Below are 24,623 nucleotides of genomic sequence, written 5' to 3' on the forward strand. Positions count from 1 at the left end.
AAATTCGGTGGAAGTGCTGATTAGGTTGCGATCCGTTTCGCAACAACCAGCACAACCTTGGGGTGGGGTCCGGCGTGTCCAGCCATCGTCAGTCGAAGAAGCGCAGATACATCACGTGGACGGTGGCCGGCGCCGCCGTCGTCGCCGGAGCGGGCATCGCCGCGCAGACCTCCATGGCGGCGACCACCTGGCCCGCGCAGCGCACCTACACCGGCCGCGCCTTCGACACCTGCGCCGCGCCCTCCCTCTCCGCGATGAAGGCCTGGCACACCGGCTTCTACGGCGCCGCGGCCGTCTACGTCGGCGGCAAGAACCGCGGCTGTTCCCAGCCCAACCTCACCGCCTCGTGGGTGAAGTCGGTCAGCGCGGTCGGCTGGAAGCTCATCCCGCTCTACGTCGGCGCCCAGCCGCCCTGCCAGACCGGCTCCAGCCCCGAGAAGATCACCGCCGCCACCGCCGCCTCCCTCGGCGCGAGCGACGCCGCGGACGCGGTCGCCAAGTCCGCCGCCCTCGGCATCAAGGCCGGCAGCCCGGTCTACCTCGACATGGAGTCGTACGACATCACGAACAAGTCGTGCAACGACGCCGTCCTGACGTACGTGCGCGCTTTCGACAAGGCACTGCGCGCCAAGACGTACCGCAGCGGCTACTACGGCTTCACCAGCTCCAGCGCGAAGGCGATCGCGAACGCCACCGACAAGACGGACCTGCCGGGCAACCTCTGGTACGCGCTGTGGGACAAGCAGAACACCACCACGGCGGACTGGCCGTTCGGGTCGACGCAGTTCACCAACCACAGCCGGGGCCACCAGTACCTGGTCAACAGCAAGGAGTCCCGCGGCGGCTACACGATCACCGTGGACCGTGACGCGTGGGACGGACCGGTGGCGATCACCGGCTGACGGGCCTTCCCGTCCCGTTTCCGTGTTCGGCCTTCCCGGGGCGGGCGCGCGGCGGTGCCGGAACTCGTGGTGAATCGTTGGTCGAATGGGTTGGCCAGAGCTGGACCACTGCCTACCATCGATCACCGCAAGACTTTGTGCACCGTCGCACAATCTCCTCGGGAGGTTTCCTTGCACCGCCGCCGTCGCACCGCGCTCCTGCTGTCCGCCGCGATCGTCGCGTCGGCCCCCCTCCTGTCCGCCTGCGGAAGCGATGCGCATCCGGGCGCGGCGGCCGTCGTCGGAGGCCAGCGGATCACCGTCTCCCAGCTGGAGAACCGGGTGAAGGAGGTGCGCTCCGCCCAGCGCGCGGCGGTGCGCGACGACGCGCAGTACGCGCAGGCGGTCGCCCAGACCGGCACCCTCACCCGGGACACCCTGCACGGCATGGTCCTCGACCGGGTCCTCCAGCGCGCCGCCCAGGACGCCGGTGTCACCGTCGACCGCAACGAGGTCCAGCGGATGCGAGCGGGTCTGGAGCAGCAGGCCGGCGGGGCCAAGGGCCTGGAGGTGTCCTGGCTCCAGCAGTACGGGGTCCCGCCGCAGCGCCTCGACGAGAACCTGCGCCTCCAGCTGGAGGCGCAGAAGCTCGCCGCCCGGCTCGGCACCGACACCAGCCAGCCCGCCTTCTGGAAGGCCCTGTCCAAGGCATCCGAGGAACTGGCCGTCGACCTCAACCCGCGTTACGGCAGCTGGGACGTCCAGAAGGTCAGCAGGGTGGACGGGAAGACGCCGTGGGTACGTGAGGTCACGGCGTCGGGGACGCAGGAGTCGGCGTAAGGGCGCCGCAGCGGGGTTGTCCAGCGGGGTTGTCCACAGGCCAGGCGGACGGCTGATCATACGATCACTCCACGTCACCCGGCCTGTGGACAACCCCGCTGCGCTGTCCGCGGCGTGCGTTACGTTCGATGCGTGAACACATCCCGCCCCGAAGCCGCTCCCGGCCGCATCGTCCTGCTCACCACCTCTCACCGTGTCGCCCCCGGCCTGCTGTCCTGGCCCGCCTGGCAGGCGCTGCACGCGGCCGACCAGGTGCTGTGCGGGGACGGCGCGCACCCGCAGCTGCCCTATCTGCGCGAGGCCGGCATAACCGTCGACGAGGCGATCCCGACCTCCGAGGACCTGGTCGACGCCTGTGCCGGCGGCCGCACGGTGGTGGTCGTGGCGACCGGCGAGGGCGAACCGACCCTGACGGACGGCCTCGCCCGCCTCGCCGGCTCCGGGCGCGTCCACATGCCGGAGCTGGAGCTGCTCCCCGCCTCCTACGACCTGCCCGGCGCCCGCCTCCTCGACCTCGTCCAGGTCATGGACCGAATCCGCGCCGAATGCCCCTGGTCGTCCCAGCAGACCCACAAGGGCCTCGCCAAGTACGGCATCGAGGAGGCGTACGAACTCGTCGAGGCGATCGAGGACGGCGACCGCGACGAACTCCGCGAGGAACTCGGCGACGTCCTGCTCCAGGTGGTCTTCCACTCCCGCATCGCCGAGGAGGACCCCGACACCCCCTTCTCCATCGACGACGTCGCGGGCACCATCGTCGCCAAGCTCATCCACCGCCACCCCCATGTCTTCGGCGACGAGACCGCGTCGACCCCCGAGGAGGTCAAGGAGCACTGGCTGCGCACGAAGGCCGTCGAGAAGCAGCGCACATCGGTGACGGAGGGCGTCCCCCTCGGCCAACCGGGCCTGGCCCTCGCGGCGAAGCTGGCCTCCCGCGCCCGCACGGCGGCTCTCGACGTCCCGCTGCCCCGGGGTGAGGGCATCGGCTACGAGCTGCTGGCGATGGCCGTACGGGCGGAGGCGGCCGGCGCCGACCCCGAGGCGGCGCTGCGGGCTGCGGCCCGGGCGTACCGGGACGCGATACGGGCGGCGGAGGGCTGACGCCACCGCTGACTCAGGACGGTCCGAGAAGGCCAGCTACCGTCAAGGAGTGACCAACACCCCTCAGCCCCCCACTCCCGCCCCCGACCTCTTCACCTGGGAGTTCGCGACCGACCCCTACCCCGCGTACGCCTGGCTGCGTGAGCACGCCCCCGTGCATCGGACGAAGCTGCCCAGTGGGGTCGAGGCATGGCTGGTCACCCGGTACGCCGACGCGAAGCAGACGCTGGCCGACCAGCGGCTCAGCAAGAACCCCGAGCATCACGACGAGCCCGCGCACGCCAAGGGCAAGACCGGTATTCCGGGCGAGCGCAAGGCCGAGTTGATGACGCATCTGCTCAACATCGACCCGCCGGACCACACCCGCCTGCGACGGCTCGTCAGCAAGGCCTTCACTCCCCGCAGGGTCGCCGAATTCGCGCCGAGGGTGCAGGAGCTCACGGACCACCTCATCGACCAGTTCGCCACCCGGGGCTCCGCCGACCTCATCCACGAGTTCGCCTTCCCCCTCCCCATCTACGCGATCTGCGACCTGCTCGGTGTCCCGCGCGAGGACCAGGACGACTTCCGGGACTGGGCGGGCATGATGATCCGGCACGGGGGTGGCCCCCGGGGCGGAGTCGCACGGTCGGTGAAGAAGATGCGCGGCTATCTCGCCGACCTCATCCACCGCAAGCGCGAGGCGCTCCCCGCCACGTCCGCGCCCGGCGAGGACCTCATCTCGGGCCTCATCCGCGCCTCCGACCACGGCGAGCACCTCACCGAGAACGAGGCGGCCGCGATGGCGTTCATCCTGCTGTTCGCCGGGTTCGAGACGACCGTGAACCTGATCGGCAACGGCACGTTCGCCCTCCTCACCCACCCCGGGCAACGGACCCGCCTCCAGGACTCCCTCGCGGCCGGACACACCGGTCTCCTGGAGACCGGCGTCGAGGAACTCCTGCGCTACGACGGCCCCGTCGAGCTCGCCACCTGGCGCTTCGCCACCGAACCGCTCAGCATCGGCGGGCAGGACATCGCGGCCGGAGACCCCGTCCTCGTCGTACTCGCGGCCGCGGACCGGGACCCGGAGCGGTTCGCTGAGCCCGACGTCCTCGACCTCGGGCGGCGTGACAACCAGCACCTGGGGTACGGGCACGGCATCCACTACTGCCTCGGCGCGCCGCTGGCCCGGCTGGAGGGGCAGACCGCGCTCGCCACGCTCCTCACCCGCCTTCCCGACCTGCGACTCGCGGCGGACCCGGCGGACTTGAGGTGGCGGGGCGGTCTCATCATGCGGGGACTGCGCACACTGCCCGTGGAGTTCACGCCGCCACGGTGACGGAGCGAGTGCGCTGTGTACCCGATCCAGCCAGATGGCATGCATGCAACTCTGTGATCTTCACGTGATCTACGCGGCATTAACTTGTGACAAGTGATCGGCTGTCGATACGTTCACTCGTCAACGCGGCGTCTCGGCTTCACTCGCCGCGTGGGTACGTGCTGTCTCGCGAAAGGTCACCGCATGCTCTCCGGGAACGGTCGCCACCGTCGCCCTCGTCAGGCTCCGGCTCTCCTCGTCGCCGCCGGAGTGACCGGCTCCGCCATCGCCATCCCGCTGCTCGGCGCAACGGGCGCGAGCGCGGCCGACGGCACCACGTGGGACAAGGTGGCCGACTGCGAGACCGGCGGCGCGTGGAGCGCCGACACGGGCAACGGGTTCTACGGCGGCCTGCACCTGAACCAGGAGCGCTGGGAGAAGTACGGCGGCCTGGAGTACGCCTCCAGTGCCGACAAGGCCAGCCGTTCCCAGCAGATAGCCGTCGCCGAGAAGGTCCTCGCCGACATCGGCCCCGGCGCCTGGCCCACCTGCGGACTGCTCTCCGGGCTCGGTTCGGACTCGGGTTCGTCCGGCGTCGACACGGGCGCGGCCGACGAGGTCCCCTCGCGGGGTCTGGACAATTCATCCGGTTCGCCCGGATCGTCCAACTCCTCAGGTTCTTCCGAATCGTCCTCCGAGTCCTCCTCCGGTTCCTCCGGGGCGTCCGATCGGCCCTCGGATCCCGCCAGCGCTCAGGACGACTCCGCTACCGGATCCACCGAGAAGCCGTCCCCTTCATCCTCTTCGCCCTCTTCTTCCGCCGAGTCGGACAAGTCCGCGAAGTCTGATTCCTCCGCCGACTCCGGCGGGGAGGCTTCGCAGAGTCCCGAGAGTTCCCCCGCGGAGGACCGCACGGTCGGCAAGGCCGACGAATCGGACAAGGCGCAGCAAAGTGCCGGTTCCTGGAGTCTCGTCGACACCGGCTCCATCGGTGGCGGCACCGGTCGGCACCGCGGCGGCAGCGCCGACGAGGGCGCCGGCGAGAGCGTGGACGCCGGAGCGAAGGCGGCCTCCACCGGCCGTCACGCCTACACCGTCCGCCCCGGTGACACTCTGGCGTCCATCGCCGACTCCCTTGGCCTCGACGGCGGATGGTCCGAGCTCTACGCCGAGAACCGGCAGGCGATCGGTGCCGACCCGAACAACATCTCCGCCGGTCAGACCCTTCGAGTCGGGGCCTAATAGGGCGAAAAAGAGCGGGAGTTCACGCCACATTTAGCGCTGAATGTCCAATTTGGCGAAAGTGTGGGATGAGTCTCAGAAGCCCTGATCGTCTTTGAAATTCCGCGGTTCGCGTGTCTACGGTCATGACCGCTCGCCACCGCGAGCACCGGTTGCCGCTACGCCGAATCCTGCCAGCGGCCGCCAGGGAACAGTCGTCGCGTAAAGCGCCGTAGGCAGGAGCGGGGGACCCAAGGTTAGTGCTGGGCCCGGTCGTTGAGACCGGATCCGGCTTGGGGTGAAGCCGCGCCTCGTGAGAGGTGCGGCCGGGCAACTCAACCGGCCCGAACCCGACAGCTCACCTCGTAGGCGTCGGTGAGGGGATCCAACCATGCTGTTTTCCGGCAAGGGCAAGCACCGTCGTCCGTCCAAGGCCACCCGTGCCATCGCCATCGCCGGTGTGACCGGCGCCGCCGTCGCCGCCCCGCTGATGGCGGCCGGCAACGCCTCCGCCGCCACCACCTCCGAATGGGACGCGGTCGCCCAGTGCGAGTCGGGCGGAAACTGGTCCATCAACACCGGCAACGGCTACTACGGCGGTCTGCAGTTCTCCGCCTCCACCTGGGCCGCGTACGGCGGCACGCAGTACGCCGCGCAGGCCAACCAGGCCAGCAAGGCGCAGCAGATCGCGGTCGCCGAGAAGGTCCTCGCCTCCCAGGGCAAGGGCGCCTGGCCGGTCTGCGGCAAGGGCCTCTCGGGCGCCTCCACCGGCGGCAGCGCCGACACCTCCTCGTCGAGCAGCTCCAGCGGCAGCTCCAGCAGCTCCTCCAGCGGCTCCTCCTCCAACAGCACCGCCGACCGCTCCAGCGAGCAGCAGGCCTCCCGCTCCACCGAGCGTCCGGCCGCCAAGAAGACCGTCACCACCCCGACCGGCAAGAAGGTCAAGAAGGGCGACGGCGAGTACAAGGTCGTCGCGGGTGACACCCTCAGCTCGATCGCCACGAAGCAGAAGGTCGCGGGCGGCTGGGAGAAGCTGTTCGAGCTGAACAAGGACATCGTCGAGGACGCCAACCTCATCTACCCGGGCCAGCAGCTGCACCTCAAGTGACACGAGGGCTTCAGCCGGTCCATAGCGCCCTGATGGCCGTCTCCTCCACAGTGGGGGGACGGATGAGGGCCCCCGGCCCCCACGGGCTCCCCGCCCCGGTGCGTCGTCCCCCGTACGCACCGGGGCGGGGTTTTCTCTGCCCGTCTGCCGCTCGTTACCCGCCATCGATTGTTCCGGCCGGGAACAATGTGTACCGTCAGCCTGTCCACGAGGCGGTCGGTCGGCTGCCGATGCCCCGGGGGCGGTTAGGCTCTAGTCGCAAGGCCCACGGGCCCCGCACTTCCAGCGTCACATCCCATGAAGGAGATGCTCGTGCCGTCCATCGACGTCGTCGTAGCCCGGGAAATCCTGGACTCCCGAGGCAACCCCACGGTCGAGGTCGAGGTCGGCCTCGACGACGGCAGCACGGGTCGTGCCGCCGTCCCGTCCGGCGCCTCCACGGGCGCCTTCGAGGCCATCGAGCTCCGCGACGGTGACCCGAGCCGCTACCAGGGCAAGGGTGTCGAGAAGGCCGTCCTGGCCGTCATCGAGCAGATCGGCCCGGAGCTGGTCGGCTACGACGCCACCGAGCAGCGCCTGATCGACCAGGCCATGTTCGACCTGGACGCCACCGACAACAAGGGCTCGCTCGGCGCCAACGCCATCCTCGGCGTCTCGCTCGCCGTCGCCCACGCCGCCTCCGAGGCCAGCGACCTCCCCCTCTTCCGCTACCTGGGCGGCCCGAACGCGCACCTGCTGCCGGTGCCGATGATGAACATCCTGAACGGCGGCTCGCACGCCGACTCCAACGTGGACATCCAGGAGTTCATGATCGCCCCGATCGGCGCGGAGTCCTTCTCCGAGGCGCTGCGCTGGGGCACCGAGGTCTACCACACCCTCAAGAAGGTCCTGAAGAGCAAGGGCCTGGCCACCGGCCTCGGCGACGAGGGCGGCTTCGCCCCGAACCTCGGCTCCAACCGTGAGGCCCTCGACCTCATCCTCGAGGCCGTCAAGGAAGCCGGCTACACCCCCGGCGAGCAGATCGCCCTCGCGCTCGACGTCGCCGCGTCCGAGTTCTACAAGGACGGCTCCTACGTCTTCGAGGGCAAGACGCGCTCCGCCGCCGAGATGACCGACTACTACGCCGAGCTCGTCGAGGCGTACCCGCTGGTCTCCATCGAGGACCCGCTGTTCGAGGACGACTGGGCCGGCTGGAAGACCATCACCGACAAGCTCGGCGACAAGGTCCAGCTCGTCGGTGACGACCTGTTCGTCACCAACCCCGAGCGCCTCGCCCGCGGTATCGAGGAGGGCGCCGCCAACGCCCTGCTGGTCAAGGTCAACCAGATCGGTTCGCTGACCGAGACCCTGGACGCCGTCGAGCTGGCCCAGCGCAACGGCTTCAAGTGCATGATGTCCCACCGCTCCGGTGAGACCGAGGACGTCACCATCGCCGACCTCGCCGTCGCCACCAACTGCGGCCAGATCAAGACCGGCGCCCCGGCCCGCTCCGAGCGCGTCGCCAAGTACAACCAGCTGCTGCGCATCGAGGAGATCCTCGACGACGCGGCGGTGTACGCGGGCCGCAGCGCGTTCCCCCGCTTCAAGGGCTGACGGACTGACCGTCAGGGTCAACCCTTAGCCAGTCGTACGTACGTCCCCGTACTCGGTCCCGTACCGTGTGCGGGGACGTACGCACGTGTGAAAGGGGAGACGCGGACATGGCCGTGAAGGACCGGGACCGTTTCTCCACCGCGACCAGGATCCGGTTGCTCGGCGAGCAGACGGCGGCCCGTGTCTACCGCTCCCAGACGAAGCGGCAGGCCCGCCGCTCCCGCCTGACCAGCCGGGCGGCGCTGCTCGCCCTGGTGCTGTGCACGCTGATCGTGGCCGTCGCCTACCCGATAAGGGCGTACGTCTCCCAGCGCGCCGAGATCGCCGATCTGGAGCGGGAGAAGGCACAGGCCAGACAGCGGGTCGAACAGCTGCGCGACCTCAAGGCGCGCTGGCAGGACGACGCGTACGCGGAGCAGCAGATCCGGCAGCGGCTGCACTATGTGATGCCCGGCGAGACCGGTTACATCGTGATCGACCCGGCCGCGGCCAGGCAGGCACGCGCCGACCTGGTGGCGGCCGACCGCCCCTGGTACGTGAACGTCTGGGACGGGATCGACATGTCCGACGCGTCGGACCAGTGAGACCCGACCAGCGAGACCGATAGAAAGACAGGCATGGAAACGCCCCCGCCGACCACCCCGCGCACCGAGCCCACCGACGCCGACGTCGAGGCCTTCAAGCAGCAGCTCGGACGCCCGCCGCGCGGGCTGCGCGCGATCGCGCACCGGTGCCCGTGCGGCCAGCCGGACGTCGTCGAGACCGCCCCCCGCCTGCCCGACGGCACGCCCTTCCCGACGCTGTACTACCTGACGTGCCCGCGCGCCGCCTCGGCGATCGGCACGCTGGAGGCGAACGGCGTCATGAAGGAGATGACGGAGCGGCTGCAGACCGATCCGGAACTCGCCGCCGCGTACCGTGCCGCGCACGAGGACTACATCGCGCGCCGTGACGCCATCGAGGTCCTGAAGGGCTTCCCCAGCGCGGGCGGGATGCCGGACCGGGTGAAGTGCCTGCACGTACTGGTGGGCCACTCGCTGGCCGCGGGGCCCGGTGTGAACCCGCTGGGCGACGAGGCGCTCGCGATGCTGCCGGAGTGGTGGCGCAAGGGCCCGTGCGTGCAGCCGCTCGTGGCGCCGGACCCGGCGGACGAGCACCCCGGCGAGGAGGGGACGGTCTCCGATCCCGCCGAGGCCCGCAGCGGTTCCCTCGCGGAGGCGCCCGCGGTGCCCGCCGGTTTCAGCCGCGTCGCGGCGGTCGACTGCGGTACGAACTCCATCCGCCTTCTCGTCGCGGACGTGAACGCCGAGACGGGTGAACTGCTGGAGCTGGACCGGCGCATGACGATCGTGCGGCTCGGCCAGGACGTGGACCGTACGGGCCGGCTGGCGCCCGAGGCGCTGGAGCGCACGTTCGCGGCGTGCCGCGAGTACGCGGACGTGATCCGCGAACTGGGCGCGGGCAAGGTGCGGTTCGTGGCCACGTCGGCCTCCCGGGACGCCTCCAACCGCGACGACTTCGTGCGCGGCGTGGTGGACATCCTCGGCGTCGAGCCCGAGGTCATCTCTGGCGAGCAGGAGGCGGAGTTCTCCTTCACCGGGGCGACGAAGGAACTCAAGGGGCGCGACGACCTCGCGCGGCCCTACCTCGTCGTGGACATCGGCGGCGGCTCGACCGAGTTCGTCGTCGGCGACGGCCACGTCCGCGCGGCGCGCTCCGTCGACGTCGGCTGCGTCCGGATGACCGAGCGGCACCTCGTGCGCGACGGCGCGGTCACCGACCCGCCCACCGAGGAGCAGATCGCGGCGATGCGGGCCGACATCGAGGCGGCCCTCGACCTGGCCGGGGAGACCGTGCCCCTGCGCGAGGCACGCACCCTGGTCGGCCTCGCCGGTTCCGTGACGACGGTGTCGGCGATCGCCCAGAACCTCCCCGAGTACGACTCGACCGCCATCCACCACTCCCGCGTCTCCCGCGACACCGTCCGCGAGATCACCGACCGCCTCCTGCGCTCCACCCACGCCGACCGCGCGGCCATCCCCTCCATGCACCCCGGCCGTGTCGACGTGATCGCGGCGGGCGCCCTCGTCCTCCTGTCGATCATGGAACGCGTCGGCGCCGAGGAGGTCGTGGTGAGCGAGCACGACATCCTCGACGGCATCGCCTTCTCGGTGGCGTAGGCCCCTTCTGAGCAGGCGTGGATCACGTATGAGCGCGTCCGAAGGGCTCGGAGGAACCCTTCGGACGGGCCTTGGCGGAAAAGTTCGTGAAGTTCTTCACAAGGAAATCGGCACTCCTGAGCGACGAGAAGGGGTGCGTTGACCCTTCCGGGGGGCCGATGGGGCTTTGAACGTGTTCAGAAGCGTGATATGAGGGTGCGTGAGAGGGGGCCCGGAGGGCGGGTCGAGCGGTGGCTCACAGGGGTGCTCGCGGGCCAGAGAGGCAGCTCACGCGGCATTGACAACGGGCTGTAGTGCACACGGGTTCCCGGTTGTCATCATGATGTGGATCACGCGGGCCGCGGAGGATAGCACACACCCCGTCAGAGCTTGTGAAGGGGCGCACGAGCGACCCCCCTGGAGCGGGTGGATACTCGATGGCATGAGCACCACGGAGCGTCCCAGGATCCTCGTAGTAGGCGGTGGGTACGTAGGCCTGTACGCAGCTCGGCGCATCCTCAAGAAGATGCGCTACGGCGAGGCGACCGTCACGGTCGTCGACCCCCGGTCGTACATGACCTACCAGCCCTTCCTCCCCGAAACCGCCGCCGGCAGCATCTCCCCGCGTCACGTCGTCGTCCCGCTGCGACGCGTGCTTCCCAAGGCGGAGGTCCTCACCGGCCGGGTCACCACCATCGACCAGGACCGCAAGGTCGCCACGGTCGCCCCGCTGGTCGGCGAGGCGTACGAGCTGCCCTTCGACTACCTGGTCGTCGCGCTCGGCGCGGTCTCCCGCACCTTCCCGATCCCCGGCCTCGCCGAGCAGGGCATCGGCATGAAGGGCATCGAGGAGGCCATCGGCCTGCGCAACCACGTCCTCGAGCAGCTCGACAAGGCCGACTCCACCACCGACGAGGAGATCCGCCGCAAGGCGCTCACCTTCGTCTTCATCGGCGGCGGCTTCGCCGGTGCGGAGACCATCGGTGAGGTCGAGGACATGGCCCGCGACGCGGCCAAGTACTACAAGAACGTGTCCCGCGAGGACATGCGCTTCGTCCTCGTCGACGCCGCCGACAAGATCCTCCCCGAGGTCGGCCCCAAGCTCGGCCAGTACGGCAAGGAGCACCTGGAGGCCCGCGGGGTCGAGGTCTACCTCTCCACCTCGATGGACTCCTGCGTCGACGGTCACGTCGTGCTGAAGAACGGCCTCGAGGTCGACTCCAACACGATCGTCTGGACGGCCGGCGTCAAGCCGAACCCGGCCCTGTCCCGCTACGGTCTGCCGCTCGGCCCCCGCGGTCACATCGACTGCGAGCCCTCGCTGCAGGTCAAGGGCACGGACTACATCTGGGCCGCCGGCGACAACGCCCAGGTCCCGGACGTCGCCGCCCGCAAGGCCGGTGTCGAGAACGCCTGGTGCCCGCCCAACGCCCAGCACGCGCTGCGTCAGGCGAGGGTCCTCGGCGACAACGTGGTCTCCGGCATGCGGGGCTTCCCGCAGAAGGAGTACGCGCACTCCAACAAGGGCGCGGTGGCCGGCCTCGGCCTCCACAAGGGCGTCGCGATGATCGTCATGGGCAAGATGAAGATCAAGCTCAAGGGCCGTCTCGCCTGGTACATGCACCGCGGCTACCACGGTCTGGCCATGCCGACCTGGAACCGCAAGATCCGCGTCTTCGCCGACTGGACCCTCGGCATGTTCCTCAAGCGTGAGGTCGTCGCCCTGGGCGCCCTGGAGACTCCGCGTGAGGAGTTCTACGAGGCAGCCAAGCCGGCGCCGGTCGCCGCCGCGAGCAAGTCCGAGAAGACCGAGAAGGCCGAGGAGAAGGCCAAGGCCTCCTGACCCTCCCGGTCACCTGAACAACCCGAGGGACCTCCCGCCATCCGTGGTGCGGGAGGTCCCTCCGCGTTCGTCTGACTGTTTCTTTCCTGATCTGTGACGCGCGTGGGGGAGTGTGGCCGGGCCCCGCAGATGTTTACGTGGTGCTGGACATTCCGGGATCGTTCGTCACGGAGGTGTGCACCATGGCCGACGCCGCACTGCGGCTGAAGAGCCTGCTCGAACAGGTATCGGGAGCCCCGCTCCCGATCAGGATCCGCGCCTGGGACGGTTCGCAGTCGGGGCCACCGGACGCCCCGACACTGGTCGTACGCAACCGCCGCGCCCTGCGCCGACTGCTGTGGAAACCCGGCGAGTTGGGTCTGGCCCGCGCCTGGGTCGCCGGGGACCTCGACATCGAAGGCGACCTGTACGGGGCCCTCGACCTGCTCGCCGGCCTGATCTGGGAGCGCGGCGAGGACGCCAGGACCCTCGCCCAGGCGCTGCGCGACCCCCAGGTGCGGGCCGGTGCCCGCGGCCTGGTGAGACTCGCCGGTCTCCCGCTGCCGCCCGCCCCGCCCCCCGAGGAGGTCCGGCGCCGCCGCCACCTCCACACCCGGCGCACCGACAGACGCGCCATCAGCCACCACTACGACGTCGGCAACGACTTCTACGAGATCGTCCTCGGCCCGTCGATGGTCTACTCGTGCGCCTACTGGCAGGACGGTGGGAATCTCGAGGACGCCCAGCGCGACAAGCTCGAACTCATCTGCCGCAAGCTCGGCCTGAGCCCCGGTCGGCGGCTGCTCGACGTCGGCTGCGGCTGGGGCTCCCTGGCCGTGCACGCCGCCCGTGAACACGGCGTCAGCGTCGTCGGCGTCACGCTCTCCCAGGAGCAGGCGGTGTACGCCCGCAAACGCGTCGCCGACGAGGGGCTCACGGACCGGGTCGAGATCAGGGTGCAGGACTACCGGGACGTCGTGGACGGGCCCTACGACGCGATCTCCTCCGTCGGCATGGCCGAACACGTGGGTGGCGACCGCTATCTGGAGTACGCCCGGGATCTGTACGCCCTGCTGCGGCCCGGCGGCCGGCTCCTCAACCACCAGATCGCCCGCCGCCCCCAGCGCGACGAGTCGTCGTACGACGTGGACGAGTTCATCGACGCCTACGTCTTCCCCGACGGCGAACTCGCCCCGGTCGGCACCACCGTCACCCAGCTGGAACGCGCCGGGTTCGAGGTGCGGGACGTGGAGGCGATCCGCGAGCACTACGCGCTCACCCTGCGCCGCTGGGTCGCCAACCTGGAGGCCGAGTGGTCGCGCGCGGTGGCGCTGACGAGCCCCGGCCGGGCCCGCGTCTGGCGGCTGTACATGGCGGCCTCCGCGCTGGCCTTCGAACGCAACCGCATCGGCGTCAACCAGGTCCTCGCGGTACGCAGCCCGGAGTCCGGATCCTCCGGGATGCCGCTGCGGGCACGCACCTGGAACTGACCGGGAAGGGCCCCGTTCCCGGTCTCGGGAACGGGGCCCTCACGGCCGTAGGACCGCCGCTACTCGGACTTGATCGCGGTCAGCATGTTCAGCCGGGCCGCCCGCCGGGCCGGCCACAGCGCCGCAAGGATGCCGACCGTCGCCGCGAGCAGGAGGAACACGGTCATCCGGGCCCACGGCAGGACCAGCTCGTACGTCGGCATCTTCGTGCCGATCAGCTCACCGGCCGCCCAGCCGAAGAAGACGCCGAGGCCGATGCCGAGCACGCCGCCGAAGAGGGAGATGACCAGGGACTCCAGGCGCACCATCCGCTTGATGCCCGTGCGGTCCAGGCCGATCGCGCGGAGCATGCCGATCTCCTGGGAGCGTTCGAACACCGACATCGCCAGGGTGTTGATGACCCCGAGCACCGCGACGATCACCGCCATCGCGAGCAGACCGTAGAGCATGTTCAGCATCAGCGTGAACATCTTCGCGATGTCGTCGGAGAGGTCCTGCTTGCTCTGCACCTTGATGGCCGGGTTGTCGCCGAGGGCCTTCTCCAGCCGGTCCTTGGCCGCTCCGGACGCACCGTCCGACGTCTTGACCATGACCTGCATGTCCGCCGCGTCCGCGGCCTTCTGGTGCGGGGCCAGGGTGGTCAGGTCGAGCATGATGCCGCGGATCAGTTCGTTGCCCTCGTAGACCCCGGCCACGGTCAGCCGCTGCTTCTTCCCGTCCTCGAAGCCGACGGTGAAGGCGGAACCGGCCTTCCAGCCGTGCGTCTTGGCGGTGTTCGCGTCGACGACGACCTTGTCTCCGCCGACCTCGAACGTGCCGTTGTCGACCTTGAGGTCGGTCAGCCTGCCGATCGCGGCGCCGTTGACGCCGGTCAGGTACTCGGTCTCCCCATCGATGCGGGAGGGGGCGTTGCGCAGCGGGCTGGTGGCGGTGACGCCCTTCGTGGCCGCCAGCTTCTCGCCGACATCGGCGGAGAGCTCGTTGCCGTTCGCCATCGACACCACGTAGTCGGCGCGGACCGCGGCCGACGCCATCTTGTCGATCGACTTCTGCAGGCTGCCCGCCATCACCGTCATGCCGGTGATGAGGGTCAGACCGATCATCAGCGCTGAGGCCGTGGCGGCCGTACGGCGCGGATTGCGTACCGAGTTCTGCCGGGCCAGCTTGCCCGAGACGCCGAACGCACGCAGGGCCGGAGCCGTCGCCGCGATCAGCGGACGCGACAGCAGCGGGGTCAGGATGAACACGCCGATGATGAGCAGCACCGCGCCCAGGCCCATGGGCGCCTGCCCGTCCGAGCCGCTCATCGTCGTGGCGGCCAGGACGACCGCGACGCCCGCCGCCGAGAACAGGGCGCCGATGGTGTTGCGCAGCACCAGCGACCGGGTCGTCGCCTGGGCGTGCACGCTGCTCATCGCGGCGACCGGCGGGATCTTCGCGGCCCGGCGGCCGGGCAGCCAGGCGGCGAGCATGGTGATGACGATGCCGACCGCGAGGGCGGCCGCGACCGTGCTCGGGGTGATGACCAGGGGCCCGTCCGGGACGGTCGCGCCGAGCGTGCCCATCAGGGAGCGCAGCCCGGCCCCGATGCCGACACCGGCGACCAGACCGGTCACGCCGGCGGCCGTGCCCACCACGAACGCCTCGATCAGCACCGACCGGGTGACCTGACGGCGGGAGGCACCGACGGCCCGCAGCAGCGCCAGCTCCTTGGTGCGCTGGGCGACCAGCATGGTGAAGGTGTTGGCGATGATGAACGTTCCGACGAACAGGGCGATGCCGGCGAAGACCAGCAGGCCCTGCCGCAGTCCGCTCATCGACGAGGCGATCGCCCTCGCCTGGTCGTCGGCGAGCTCCTTGCCGGTGGTGGCCACGGTGAGGCCCTTCGGCAGCGCCTCGTCCAGCGCGGCCTTCAGCTCCGACTGGCTGGTGCCGGCCTTCGCCTTCACGTCGATCTCGTCGTACGTGCCCGGCTTGCCGAACAGCTTCTGCGCCGTCGCCGTGTCGAACAGGGCGAGGCTGCCGCCGGCGGCGACGTTGCCGTCGTCCGTGGTGAAGATGCCGGAGATCTTCGGGTTCAGGACGGGGCCGTCGACAGAGAGACGGACGGTGTCACCGACCTTGTAGCCGGCGCGCCGCGCGGTCTCCGAGTCGATGGCGACCTCGCCCTTGCCGTGCGGCGCGGAGCCGGACTTCAGCGGGTAGCGGGGGTCCTTGTCGCCCCAGTAGTTACCGCCCTGCGACTGGAAGCCGCCGCCTATCAGCTTGTCGTCCTTGTCGGCGATCGCAGTGAAGCCGTTGACGACACCGATGGCGGAGGCGGCCCCCGGCACCGCTGCGCTCTGGTCGAGCAGCGCCCGCGTCAGGTCGGGGGTCTTGCCGAGGGTGTCGCCCTTGTCCTCCTGGTACTTGGCCCCGACGGCCACGTCGACCTGGTCGAAGCCCTTGGCCGAGCTGTTCTGGTAGGCGTCGGAGATGGTGTTGGTGAAGACCAGGGTCCCCGACACGAAGGCCACGCCGAGCATCACGGCGAGCACGGTCATCAGGAGCCGGGCCTTGTGCGCGAGCACGTTGCGCAGGGCGGTACGGAACATGAGGGTGTCTACTCCGAAGGTTCTTGACCGGGGGTCAGCCGGAGGTCAGCTGGTGCGGCCCTTGGCGTCGAATTGCTTCATGCGGTCGAGAACGGAGTCCGCGGTCGGCCCGTACACCTCGTCGACGATCCGTCCGTCCGCCAGGAACACCACCCGGTCCGCGTACGCCGCGGCCACCGGGTCGTGGGTCACCATCACCACCGTCTGCTGCAGCTCGCGCACGGAGTTGCGCAGGAAGCCGAGCACCTCGGCGCCGGAGCGGGAGTCGAGGTTTCCGGTCGGCTCGTCGCCGAAGATGATGTCCGGCTTGGCCGCCAGGGCGCGGGCGACGGCGACGCGCTGCTGCTGCCCGCCGGAGAGCTGGGAGGGACGGTGGCTCAGCCGGTCGGCGAGCCCGACCATCCGGATGACCGTGTCCAGCCACTGCTGGTCCGGCTTACGGCCCGCGATGTCCATCGGGAGGGTGATGTTCTCCAGGGCGGTCAGCGTGGGCAGCAGGTTGAACGCCTGGAAGATGAAGCCGATCTTGTCCCGCCGCAACTTGGTGAGCTGCTTGTCCTTCAGGGAGCCCAGCTCGGTGTCGCCGATGCGCACGGACCCTGAGGAGAACGTGTCGAGCCCCGCCACGCAGTGCATCAGCGTGGACTTGCCGGAGCCCGAGGGGCCCATGATCGCGGTGAACTCGGCCTGGCGGAAGGCGACGGAGACCCGGTCGAGGGCGACCACCTGGGTCTCGCCCTGTCCGTAGATCTTCGACAGATCCGTGGCACGCGCGGCCACGGCGGTGGTCCGGTCGGCGATGGGAGTGGTGGTCACGGGTGGACGCTCCTGAAGGGACGACGGTGGACGACGGTGGTTCCCCGGGAAGGTTTCCTCGGGAAGGTTTCCTCGGGAACGTGAACCATCGTCGCGGCCGTACGGCGCCCTGTAGTCACCCGTTGTTCTGGTTCCGAAGACAGCCTCGAGTCTGACCGAGGGCGGCCGTGTCATACCTGGGGATGACGGCGGCCCCTGGGGGCGGGGACGTCAAGAACAGGTGGAGCCCCCTCGTTCGGACGGTGAAATTCCGTCATTCCGCATGCACGACCGACCGTCACCCGACAGGCTATTGGCAAGTGCGGATGGCCCGTACCGTGGGCTGATGCACCCTCAGGCGCCAATAAAATAAGACAACATCGGTCCGCCCGTCCGCTGTTCGGGGGATGTATCCCGATAGGCTCGGAACCTCGAAGCGGAGCCCATGGCCTGCCCGGATGGTGGAATGCAGACACGGCGAGCTTAAACCTCGCTGCCCCTCGCGGGCGTACCGGTTCAAGTCCGGTTCCGGGCACTACCGCTGCTGTCACAGCACGTGACTACGGAGACGGCCAGTCGCCGCGGTCACTCACAGTGAAGGGCTGCCCGGCCCTCGGCCGGACAGCCCCACCCGAGATCTCAGGAGTTCCTCAGGGCGCCGCCTCCCGGCGCACCTCATATCCGTACGCCTTGTCCGCGTCCGTGTCGAAGTAGAGCGTCGGGTGGTCGCCCGCCTCCTCGACCCGGAGAAGCGTGGACTCGGAGTCGTCCGAGAAAGAGCCCGCGGCGTCGAAGCGCAGCTCGATGCCGTCGCTGCGGTCGTCGTCGCCGACGAGGCTCCACTCGCCCCGCCCGGAGAGTCTTCCGTTTCCGGGCGGGGGATCGCTGAAGCCGAACTCGATGGCACCGCGGGGAATGCCCGACATCTCGAACCTGCCGTCGTCGCCGAACTCGACGCGGCCGCCTCCGGAGCCCTTCCAGACCCCGGAGACCTCCGTCGAACCCAGCTCGTCCGCGGTGTCCCCTCCGCAGCCGTTCAGAGCGAACAGGCCGCCGAGGAGCAGCACGGGGACGGCCGCGGCCATCGCGCACCCACGAATTACCTTCACGCCTGCCTACTTGTAGATGGTTTCCTGCCAGTCGACCTCGACGCGGTAGCCCGCGAAGAAGCCGCCGGTGTACTGCGGAGTGCCGTTGAACGTCTTCTGCCAGCCCGAGTGTCCCGGGATGAGCGACTCGTTGTCGATGTCGGTCCAGGCGTGGTACTTGACCGTGAGCGTGTTGCCCTTGCTTTTGACGACGTTGTACTGGAGCGCGTAGGACCCGAGGATGCCCTGGGCCTTGCGGTCGTCCTTGCCGACGACGAGGCCGCCGAAGTCGGAGATGTAAGTACCGGCCATCTGGAGGTAGTTGAGGTCCTCCTTGTCCCGGTTCTTCGTCACGCTGTAGTCCTCACGTCCGCTCTTCTTCCCGTTCACCGCGAAGTTCGCGGCGATGTTCTCGCGCGCGTCCTGCATGCTGGTGCTCTTGATCAGGTCGTGCGTCAGGTCGTCGTCGCCGTCGTAGTACTGGGTGGCCGTGGTGTTCTCCAACTGGTTGCTGCCGATGATCCAGCGCCAGACCAGGCTCCACGGACCGCCGCTGCGGACCTTGCCGTCGCCGCCGAAGTCCTTGTTCGCCAACTGGCCGGCCGGCGGACGGTTGGACAGCACCCTCTCCATGATCATCTTCTGGAGCCTGCGCGTCTCCGGGCTCTGGCTGAAAGTGAGCGGCAGCGGGTCCGGGCCCATGAGCAGCACCGGAGCCTGGAACTGCTGGAGCAGGGCCGGCGGCAGTCCTCCGCTGGGCAGCACCGACGAGGTCCCGGCGGTGCCGGAGCTGCCGCCCCCGTCGAAGGGCGGAGCCACGTTCTCCTCGGCTTCCTCCCACCCCTTGGGGCAGTCCACGCCCATGGTGCAGCTGATCGAGCCCTGGCCGGTGGGGTCGGTGAAGGTCACCGGGTTGTTCTCGGAGTACCCGTAACCGTTGAGGGACTGGTGCTTCTCCATCTCCAGCAGCGGGTCGACGCTGATGAACACGCCGAGGACCGGGTCGTACTCCCGTGCCCCGACATGGGTGAGGCCGGTGCTCCTGTCGGTGGTCTTGCCCAGGAACCCGCGGTCGTCGACCCACGTACCGACCGACGCCTGCGCCCGCTCCTCGCCGAAGGGGTTCAGGTAGCGCCGGGTGATGGCCTGCGTGCCCGCCTCGACAGCCAGGCTCTGGGTGCCGTGGTGATCACCGGCGAGGTAGTAGAGCTTGTTGGTGCCGCTCTGGTTCGTGCGGACCGCGACGTTGCGCTCCTCCGTGCCGTAATACCGCTGGGCCCAGGTGGTGCCGTCCTTGCGGAGATGGACCTCGGTGGCTCCGGCGTACAGCACTCGCTCACCGCCCGCGGCGGAGCGGATCAGCAGGTTGCCGTCGGCGTCGTAGGTGTAGTCGGTCGCGCCCGTGCCCTCGGTGAGCTTGGTGAGCCTGCCCTCCGCGGACCAGATGAGTTCCTGCTGGGCCGTGGCGCCGGGGCGGTGACGGGTGTTGCCCTCCGCGTCGTAGTCGTAGCTCCGCTCGGGCTTGGCGCAGTCGCCCTTGGTGGTGGTGCCGGTCACCGCGTGCTTGGCGGTCCCCGCGAAGCAGTAGGTGGTCGTGGTGTCGCCGCCGCTGCTGTGGTCGACCTCGGTCTTGCGCTGGCCGGCCTCGTTGTAGGTGTACGTGGTCCAGTACGGAGCGGCCCCGCCCAGGCTGCCTGCGCTGGGCGTGTCGGAGCACTTCCGGGAGGACGGGGTCCACGCGTCCGTCATCCGCCGGAAGCCGTCGTAGGCGAAGCACTGCGTCTCGGGCTTCGCACCGGCCGCCGTGCTCGGGTCGCTGATGGCGGTGATGTTGCCGGCGTCGTCGAAGGTGTAGTTGAGGTCCTGGACCAGACCGCGGGTCAGGTCCGTGACATGGGTGCGCAGCAGGCGCCCGGTGCCCTCGTCGTAGGTGTTGGTGACATAGGTCTTCTTCTGCTCCTCCGTGTCGGCCTGGCCGAGGACGAGCTGCTGCGGCTGGCCGAGCTCGGAGTAGTCGGTGTCCAGGAGGTAGCCGGTGGAGCCGTTGATGGACTTCACCTGGGACAGTCCGGTGTAGCCGTAGTCGACGGTCTCCGAGGGCAGTCCGCCGAGCGCCGGCTCCTTCTTGTTCTGTAGCGTCCCGTCGAGGTTGTAGTAGCTGCTGAACAGGACGGTCTGCGGCACTCCGGCCTTCACCAGGGGGTCGTCGGCGGGCAGGGTGAGCTGCGTGGCGACCGCGCGGTCCAGGCTGTCGTACTCGGTGACCTTGCGGCTGTAGGCCTTGCCGCTCGCGCCGCTGCCACCGACGTAGCGGATCGACTCCGAGGGCTTGCCCTTGGCGGAGGCGTCGTAGGTCTGCTTGGTGAGCTGGTTGGCCTCCGTCCTGGAGTTGGCCCAGGTGCCGGTGATGCGGCCGATGTCGTCGTACTCGGTCAGGACGGACTGCTTGTTCGCGCCGGTGACCTTGACGGACTGGTCGAGGGCGTTATAATCGGTGTGCGCCGCGCCCTTGTCGGGGTCGGTGACGTCGGTGCGCCGGCCGAACAGGTCGTAGACGTAGCTCCACTTCGTCTGGTCCGGGCCGGTGACGACGAGTTCCTTGTCGTCCAGCGTGAAACCGGTGCGCACGGAGGTGTGGGCGGCGCTCACGCTGTCGCCGAACTCCGGATCCGCCGGGCTCTGTCCGGCGTATTCGCGGGTCTCGACGGTCCGGCCCCGCGCGTCGACGATGGTGCGCTTGGCCACGCCGCCCTTGAGGGCCGAGGTCGCCGTCGAGTCACCGGTGTACGACGTGGTGCTGGTCCACCTCTTCACCCCGTAGAAGGAGACCGTGCGACCGATCTCCCGCTCGGCGCCGTCGTACGTCGTGGCGGTCTGTGTCGGGGACTCCCCGTACTCGGCGCGGGTGTAGGTGTCGGTGGGGGTGCTGGTGTCGTCGAAGATGTCGGCGTACGTCTCGTACGGCAGGCTGCGCGAGTCGTACCGGGTGTCGGTCAGGATGCGCCCCGTGCCCCGAGGGGTGGGCGACTGGGTCTGCAGCTTGCGCAGCAGCGCGTCGTACAGGTCGTACGTCGTGTTGTAGGTCTTGCCGTCCGCCTTCAGTGTGGACGTGGACACCCAGGAGGGCTTGGTGGCACTGAGCTTGTAGGCGAACTTGCTGTTGGGGGCGTCGCCGCCGCCCTTGTTGCGGTTGGGCAGCCAGACCTCGGTCAGCCGGCCCATCGCGTCGTAGGTGAGTTCCGTCTTCTTCAGGTTGGCGTCATAGGTGCGCTCCGCCAGGCCGCGGCGCGGATCCAGGAACGAGGTCGTTCTGTGGCCCATGGCGTTGGTGACCACCGTCTTGGTCAGCGGGCCCGCCGCGGGAGGGGTGTAGTCGGTGGTCGTGGGCTTCCGGTTCGCGTCGGTGACCCCGACGACCCGGCCGAGCGTGTCGTACGTCGTGGTGCTGACGGTCTGCCAGCCGGACGGCAGGCGCAGGCCCGCCGCGTCGGCCGTGGCCGCGTAGCCGGTGGCTCGGCCCGTCCAGGTGACCTCGCCCCTGGTCGGCTCCTGCGCCGCCTTCCAGGTGGTGGCGCCGGCGGTGTCGTACACGGTGGCGGTGTCGGAAAGGACGTCGCCGCGCTTGTCCGTGCCGGCGGGCAGCGCCAGGAGGGCGTCGGTGACCGAGCACGGTCTGCCGACGGCGCGGACCCGGGCCGTCAGGCTGGTGAGGCCGGCGGTGTCGTTGCGCGCGTACCAGGTGCGTGTGCAGGTCTCGTCGCCGCTCTTGGCGGTGTCACCGGTGTCCTCGGAGGAGGAAACCATGCCGTAGTCGTCGTAGGTCTTGGCGACCGTGCGGGCGCGCCACGTCTTCGGACCGGTCAGATACGTGTAGGTGGTGGCCTCCGCGCCGCGCACATAGCGGGCGCGGTGGTCCGTCGCACCGGGCACCGTCTGGTGGGCGGTCTCCTTGGACCACGGCTTGTTCACCGTCGCCGTGATGGGCGTCGAGCCGGAGTAGACGACCTGTTCGCGCAACTGCCCCGCGTACTGGGAGCTGTCCGTCAGCGAGGCGAGACCCAGGGCGGGGGCGGACAGCGGGGCGAGGGAGACCGAACGGCTCGTGCCGTCCGCCTTCCGGTCGCCGTCCATGCCCTGCATGTACAGCGAGACGGTCTTGGAGCGGGTCGTGCCGACCGCGCCCTTGGTGACGGTCACCTCGCGGTAGCCGCGCCAGTCGGACCAGGTCCGCTCGTCCGACGGCGTGAACGGCTCGTCGTTGTAGTGCCAGGCCGCTCCCGCGTAGGCGTAGGAGTTCTCCACGGCGTCGTTGTTGCCGGCCGGGTCGGAGGTCACGACGGCGAGGACGCGGTACTTGTGGAACCAGTCGACGGACGCGTTCTCGGCGCCGTTGATGTTCCAGTACTGCGGGTAGCAGGAGCGGGTGTTGGTGTCCTGCGGGGCATCGATGACGCCGGCCCGCACGCACTCCTCCCCGGACAGCGTCACCGTCGTCAGCGCGCCCGTCTCGGAGGTGACGGTCGAGATGCGCGGCCGGCGCAGGGGCAGGATGTCGTCGGTCCCGTCGACCCGGTTGGGCCGCATCTGGTACGTGAAGCCGATCGGCTCGTTGACGATCGGAGTGCCCGCCTTGGCCGTACGGCGGATCGACGTCAGCGTCAGGGTCTGGTCGCTGCTGTCGCCGATGTCGCCACCGTCCAGGTACTTCTGGGTGAGGTCCCAGGTGTCGACGGCCTGGTAGGCGCTCTCGGCGGCCGACCACGAGAACGTGTTGACCTGGGTCAGTCGCTTGCGGGTGAAGAAGGCGGGCCCGGCGGAGTCGCACTCCTTGTCGCCGTCGGAGCAGATCGCGTCGAAGGGGACGTCCGGCCAGTTCTTCGCCGTGTCCTTGGTCAGCGAGGAGCAGTCGTCGGCGGTGCAGCGCTCGGCCTGCGCGAAGGTGACCTTCGCGTCGGCGTCGTCGGTGAACAGCGCGCCCTTGCGCAGCCCGTACTTGATCTCCTTGAGGTAGCCGCCGCGCGTGTAGGAGGCGTTGGCGGTCTCGGACTTGTTCTTCTTGTAGAAGTTCGTCTCCTTCGCGTACCAGTAGGTGGCCGCGTTGCCACGCGTGGTCTCGACGTAGTCGAGGTTCCACCGCCAGGCCTGGGTCAGCGCGCGGCCGCCGAAGGAGTCGCCCTTGCTGTAGCCGGGCTCGCCCGCGTCGTCGCCGAAGACCGGCACGGTCCACACGGAGTTCGTGCGCTGGTCCCCGGCGCCGTCGAGCTTGTCCAGGCCGAAGACGTACTTCGTCCCGTCGCCCGTGACGACCGTCCAGTACTCGCCGTCGTCGTCGCCGTTGTCGGCGCCCGTGGTCCGGGTGACCTGCGAGGCGTCGTCGTCCTCCAGACGCCAGCGCCCGGTGTCGTCGTCCTTGACCAGCCGGCTGGACTTGCCGTTCAGCACCAGGCGCGCGTTGTCGTACTTCCAGCAGCGGTCGAACACGTCCGTGTGGCCGTCGTCGTCGCAGCTGCCGTAGGACCGCTCGACGTAGGAGTCGGTGAGGCTGAAGCCCTCACCGACCGCGGTGCCCTGGTTGTTGGTGGTTGCGGTACGGCCGTCCACGCTCCCGGAGTCGTACGACAGTGTCAGCGTCGGCGTCGGGTCGGCCGCTGCGGGCGGCAGCGGGAACTTGTGGGTCCAGGTGAAGGCGCCGGAGCTGCCGCCCGCCTCCCAGGACGAGGCCGCCGACAGCTCGGTCGCCGAGTAGTCGCCGGTGCCGGAGGGCGACTCGCCGGATCCCGCGGCGAGAGCGGTCACGGCGAGCACGGTCGGGGCCGCCGCGGCACCCAGCCGGGCGGAGGCACCGTTGCCGGTCGCGGCGAGCGGCGCCACGGCAGAGACGGTCCGGGACGTCTGGTCGTTGTCGGACTTCAGCGGGGTCTGCCGACGGCACTCGTCCTTCTCGGGTGTCGTCAGCGCGCACGCCGGGAGCTGGACGAGGCGCAGCCGCCCGGCCCAGCCGCCGCCGATCACGCTGGCGAAGGAGTCGTAGCCCACCCCGACCCGTGCCCGTCCGGAGCTGTCGGCCTCGGCGGTGAGCAGCACACCGGTGACACCTGCCCGCAGGGCGGCCTTCTGGTCGAGGACCGTGACGCGGGCCTCGGTGCCCGCCCCGGTCAATGCCTTCGTGGCCGGCTGCACCCGCACCGGGACGCCGGACGTCGAGACCGCCGCCCGTTTCCCGCCGCCGAGTTCGACGACGGCCGCGCCGGCCTTGGGCCAGGCGGCCTTGCGGTCCTCGGCCGCGCGCCGGGCCTGCCCGGTGTTCAGCTTCCGGTACTCGGCGGCCTTCTCCCGGGCCTTCTTCGCACCTAGGGTGTTCACCTCCTCGACTTCGCTCACGCGCTGGTCGGGCACGTCCGGCCGGCTCACCGAGCCGGTCGCCGCCTGCGCCATCGGCGCGAGTCCCAGGGGCGCGAGTAACGTGAGTGACACCGCGAGAGTCACGATCCGCGCATCACGGCGTACGCGTGACGCGTTCCTGCCCAACTTCATGAGTTTCCGCCCCACCGTCTGTTCCGGCCCACCGACCGGGATGTGAATTCACCGAGTCGGGTCGTGGCGCGTGCTGCCGGCCGGGTCGCGGCACGGC

Annotated in this window: 15 protein-coding genes, 1 tRNA gene, 1 pseudogene and 1 riboswitch; of the genes and pseudogenes, 13 read left to right on the forward strand and 4 right to left on the reverse strand. The window is 69.7% G+C overall.

Going from position 1 to position 24,623, the window contains the following annotated elements; translation table 11 throughout:
• Positions 1–74 precede the first annotated feature (74 nt).
• The 12 genes and pseudogenes from IG99_RS24285 (at position 75) to IG99_RS24335 (ending at position 13,515) form a co-directional block, all read left to right on the forward strand.
• The gene (locus IG99_RS24285; RefSeq protein WP_037677097.1) at positions 75–902 is read left to right on the forward strand and encodes a glycoside hydrolase domain-containing protein; all 828 of its coding nucleotides are present in this window, start codon (positions 75–77) and stop codon (positions 900–902) included.
• A gap of 171 nt (positions 903–1,073) precedes the next feature.
• The gene (locus IG99_RS24290; protein ID WP_037677099.1) at positions 1,074–1,721 is read left to right on the forward strand and encodes a SurA N-terminal domain-containing protein; all 648 of its coding nucleotides are present in this window, start codon (positions 1,074–1,076) and stop codon (positions 1,719–1,721) included.
• A 132-nt stretch (positions 1,722–1,853) separates the two neighbouring features.
• Positions 1,854–2,822: a nucleoside triphosphate pyrophosphohydrolase gene (locus IG99_RS24295; RefSeq protein ID WP_037677101.1), complete on the forward strand. Its 969-nt coding sequence runs from the start codon at positions 1,854–1,856 to the stop codon at positions 2,820–2,822.
• A 49-nt stretch (positions 2,823–2,871) separates the two neighbouring features.
• Entirely contained in the window at positions 2,872–4,143 is a 1,272-nt protein-coding gene (locus IG99_RS24300; RefSeq protein WP_037677103.1) for a cytochrome P450 family protein, read from the forward strand.
• Positions 4,144–4,326: 183 nt separating this feature from the next.
• Entirely contained in the window at positions 4,327–5,364 is a 1,038-nt protein-coding gene (locus tag IG99_RS24305; RefSeq protein ID WP_037677104.1) for a LysM peptidoglycan-binding domain-containing protein, read from the forward strand.
• A gap of 197 nt (positions 5,365–5,561) precedes the next feature.
• A riboswitch (cyclic di-AMP (ydaO/yuaA leader) is annotated at positions 5,562–5,730 on the forward strand.
• 4 nt (positions 5,731–5,734) lie between these two features.
• Positions 5,735–6,451, forward strand: a complete 717-nt coding sequence (locus IG99_RS24310; RefSeq protein WP_037677105.1) for a LysM peptidoglycan-binding domain-containing protein — start codon at positions 5,735–5,737, stop codon at positions 6,449–6,451.
• A gap of 312 nt (positions 6,452–6,763) precedes the next feature.
• Positions 6,764–8,044 (forward strand): phosphopyruvate hydratase, encoded by a 1,281-nt coding sequence (gene eno / locus IG99_RS24315; protein ID WP_037677274.1) that lies wholly within the window; start codon positions 6,764–6,766, stop codon positions 8,042–8,044.
• 107 nt (positions 8,045–8,151) lie between these two features.
• Positions 8,152–8,628 (forward strand): FtsB family cell division protein, encoded by a 477-nt coding sequence (locus tag IG99_RS24320; protein ID WP_037677106.1) that lies wholly within the window; start codon positions 8,152–8,154, stop codon positions 8,626–8,628.
• Positions 8,629–8,661: 33 nt separating this feature from the next.
• A pseudogene (locus tag IG99_RS50445) lies at positions 8,662–9,066 on the forward strand (DUF501 domain-containing protein); the annotation flags it as partial.
• A 204-nt stretch (positions 9,067–9,270) separates the two neighbouring features.
• Complete coding sequence (locus IG99_RS50450) at positions 9,271–10,224, forward strand: Ppx/GppA phosphatase family protein (protein ID WP_037677275.1); 954 nt, start codon at positions 9,271–9,273, stop codon at positions 10,222–10,224.
• Between the two features lie 421 nt (positions 10,225–10,645).
• The gene (locus tag IG99_RS24330; RefSeq protein ID WP_078947874.1) at positions 10,646–12,046 is read left to right on the forward strand and encodes an NAD(P)/FAD-dependent oxidoreductase; all 1,401 of its coding nucleotides are present in this window, start codon (positions 10,646–10,648) and stop codon (positions 12,044–12,046) included.
• Positions 12,047–12,228: 182 nt separating this feature from the next.
• The gene (locus tag IG99_RS24335) at positions 12,229–13,515 is read left to right on the forward strand and encodes a class I SAM-dependent methyltransferase (protein WP_037677277.1); all 1,287 of its coding nucleotides are present in this window, start codon (positions 12,229–12,231) and stop codon (positions 13,513–13,515) included.
• Positions 13,516–13,574: 59 nt separating this feature from the next.
• On the opposite strand, the gene IG99_RS24340 is transcribed toward IG99_RS24335, so the two are convergent.
• Together IG99_RS24340 and IG99_RS24345 are read right to left on the reverse strand one after the other, a co-directional pair.
• On the reverse strand, positions 13,575–16,109 hold the full coding sequence (locus tag IG99_RS24340) for an ABC transporter permease (protein WP_037677108.1): 2,535 nt from the start codon (positions 16,107–16,109) through the stop codon (positions 13,575–13,577).
• 45 nt (positions 16,110–16,154) lie between these two features.
• Positions 16,155–16,925, reverse strand: coding sequence for an ABC transporter ATP-binding protein (locus IG99_RS24345; protein ID WP_037677110.1), 771 nt, complete (start codon positions 16,923–16,925; stop codon positions 16,155–16,157).
• A 431-nt stretch (positions 16,926–17,356) separates the two neighbouring features.
• Here IG99_RS24345 and IG99_RS24350 point away from each other — a divergent pair.
• Positions 17,357–17,439 (forward strand) — tRNA-Leu (locus IG99_RS24350).
• Between the two features lie 115 nt (positions 17,440–17,554).
• On the opposite strand, the gene IG99_RS24355 is transcribed toward IG99_RS24350, so the two are convergent.
• Positions 17,555–18,013, reverse strand: a complete 459-nt coding sequence (locus IG99_RS24355; RefSeq protein ID WP_158973233.1) for a hypothetical protein — start codon at positions 18,011–18,013, stop codon at positions 17,555–17,557.
• Between the two features lie 6 nt (positions 18,014–18,019).
• Positions 18,020–24,526: an RHS repeat domain-containing protein gene (locus IG99_RS24360; protein ID WP_078947875.1), complete on the reverse strand. Its 6,507-nt coding sequence runs from the start codon at positions 24,524–24,526 to the stop codon at positions 18,020–18,022.
• Positions 24,527–24,623: the final 97 nt, after the last annotated feature.

Origin of the sequence: Streptomyces griseus subsp. griseus, from assembly GCF_000720255.1 — a bacterium.
Lineage (GTDB): Bacteria > Actinomycetota > Actinomycetes > Streptomycetales > Streptomycetaceae > Streptomyces > Streptomyces griseus_I.

What these genes read in the sequence shown, in the direction of transcription:
- IG99_RS24305 (WP_037677104.1), top strand. Translation starts at nt 4,327, where the DNA reads ATGCTCTCCGGGAACGGTCGCCACCGTCGCCCTCGTCAGGCTCCGGCT.
- IG99_RS24310 (WP_037677105.1), top strand. Translation starts at nt 5,735, where the DNA reads ATGCTGTTTTCCGGCAAGGGCAAGCACCGTCGTCCGTCCAAGGCCACC.
- IG99_RS24320 (WP_037677106.1), top strand. Translation starts at nt 8,152, where the DNA reads ATGGCCGTGAAGGACCGGGACCGTTTCTCCACCGCGACCAGGATCCGG.
- IG99_RS24330 (WP_078947874.1), top strand. Translation starts at nt 10,646, where the DNA reads ATGAGCACCACGGAGCGTCCCAGGATCCTCGTAGTAGGCGGTGGGTAC.
- IG99_RS24335 (WP_037677277.1), top strand. Translation starts at nt 12,229, where the DNA reads ATGGCCGACGCCGCACTGCGGCTGAAGAGCCTGCTCGAACAGGTATCG.
- IG99_RS24340 (WP_037677108.1), bottom strand. Translation starts at nt 16,109, where the DNA reads ATGTTCCGTACCGCCCTGCGCAACGTGCTCGCGCACAAGGCCCGGCTC.
- IG99_RS24360 (WP_078947875.1), bottom strand. Translation starts at nt 24,526, where the DNA reads ATGAAGTTGGGCAGGAACGCGTCACGCGTACGCCGTGATGCGCGGATC.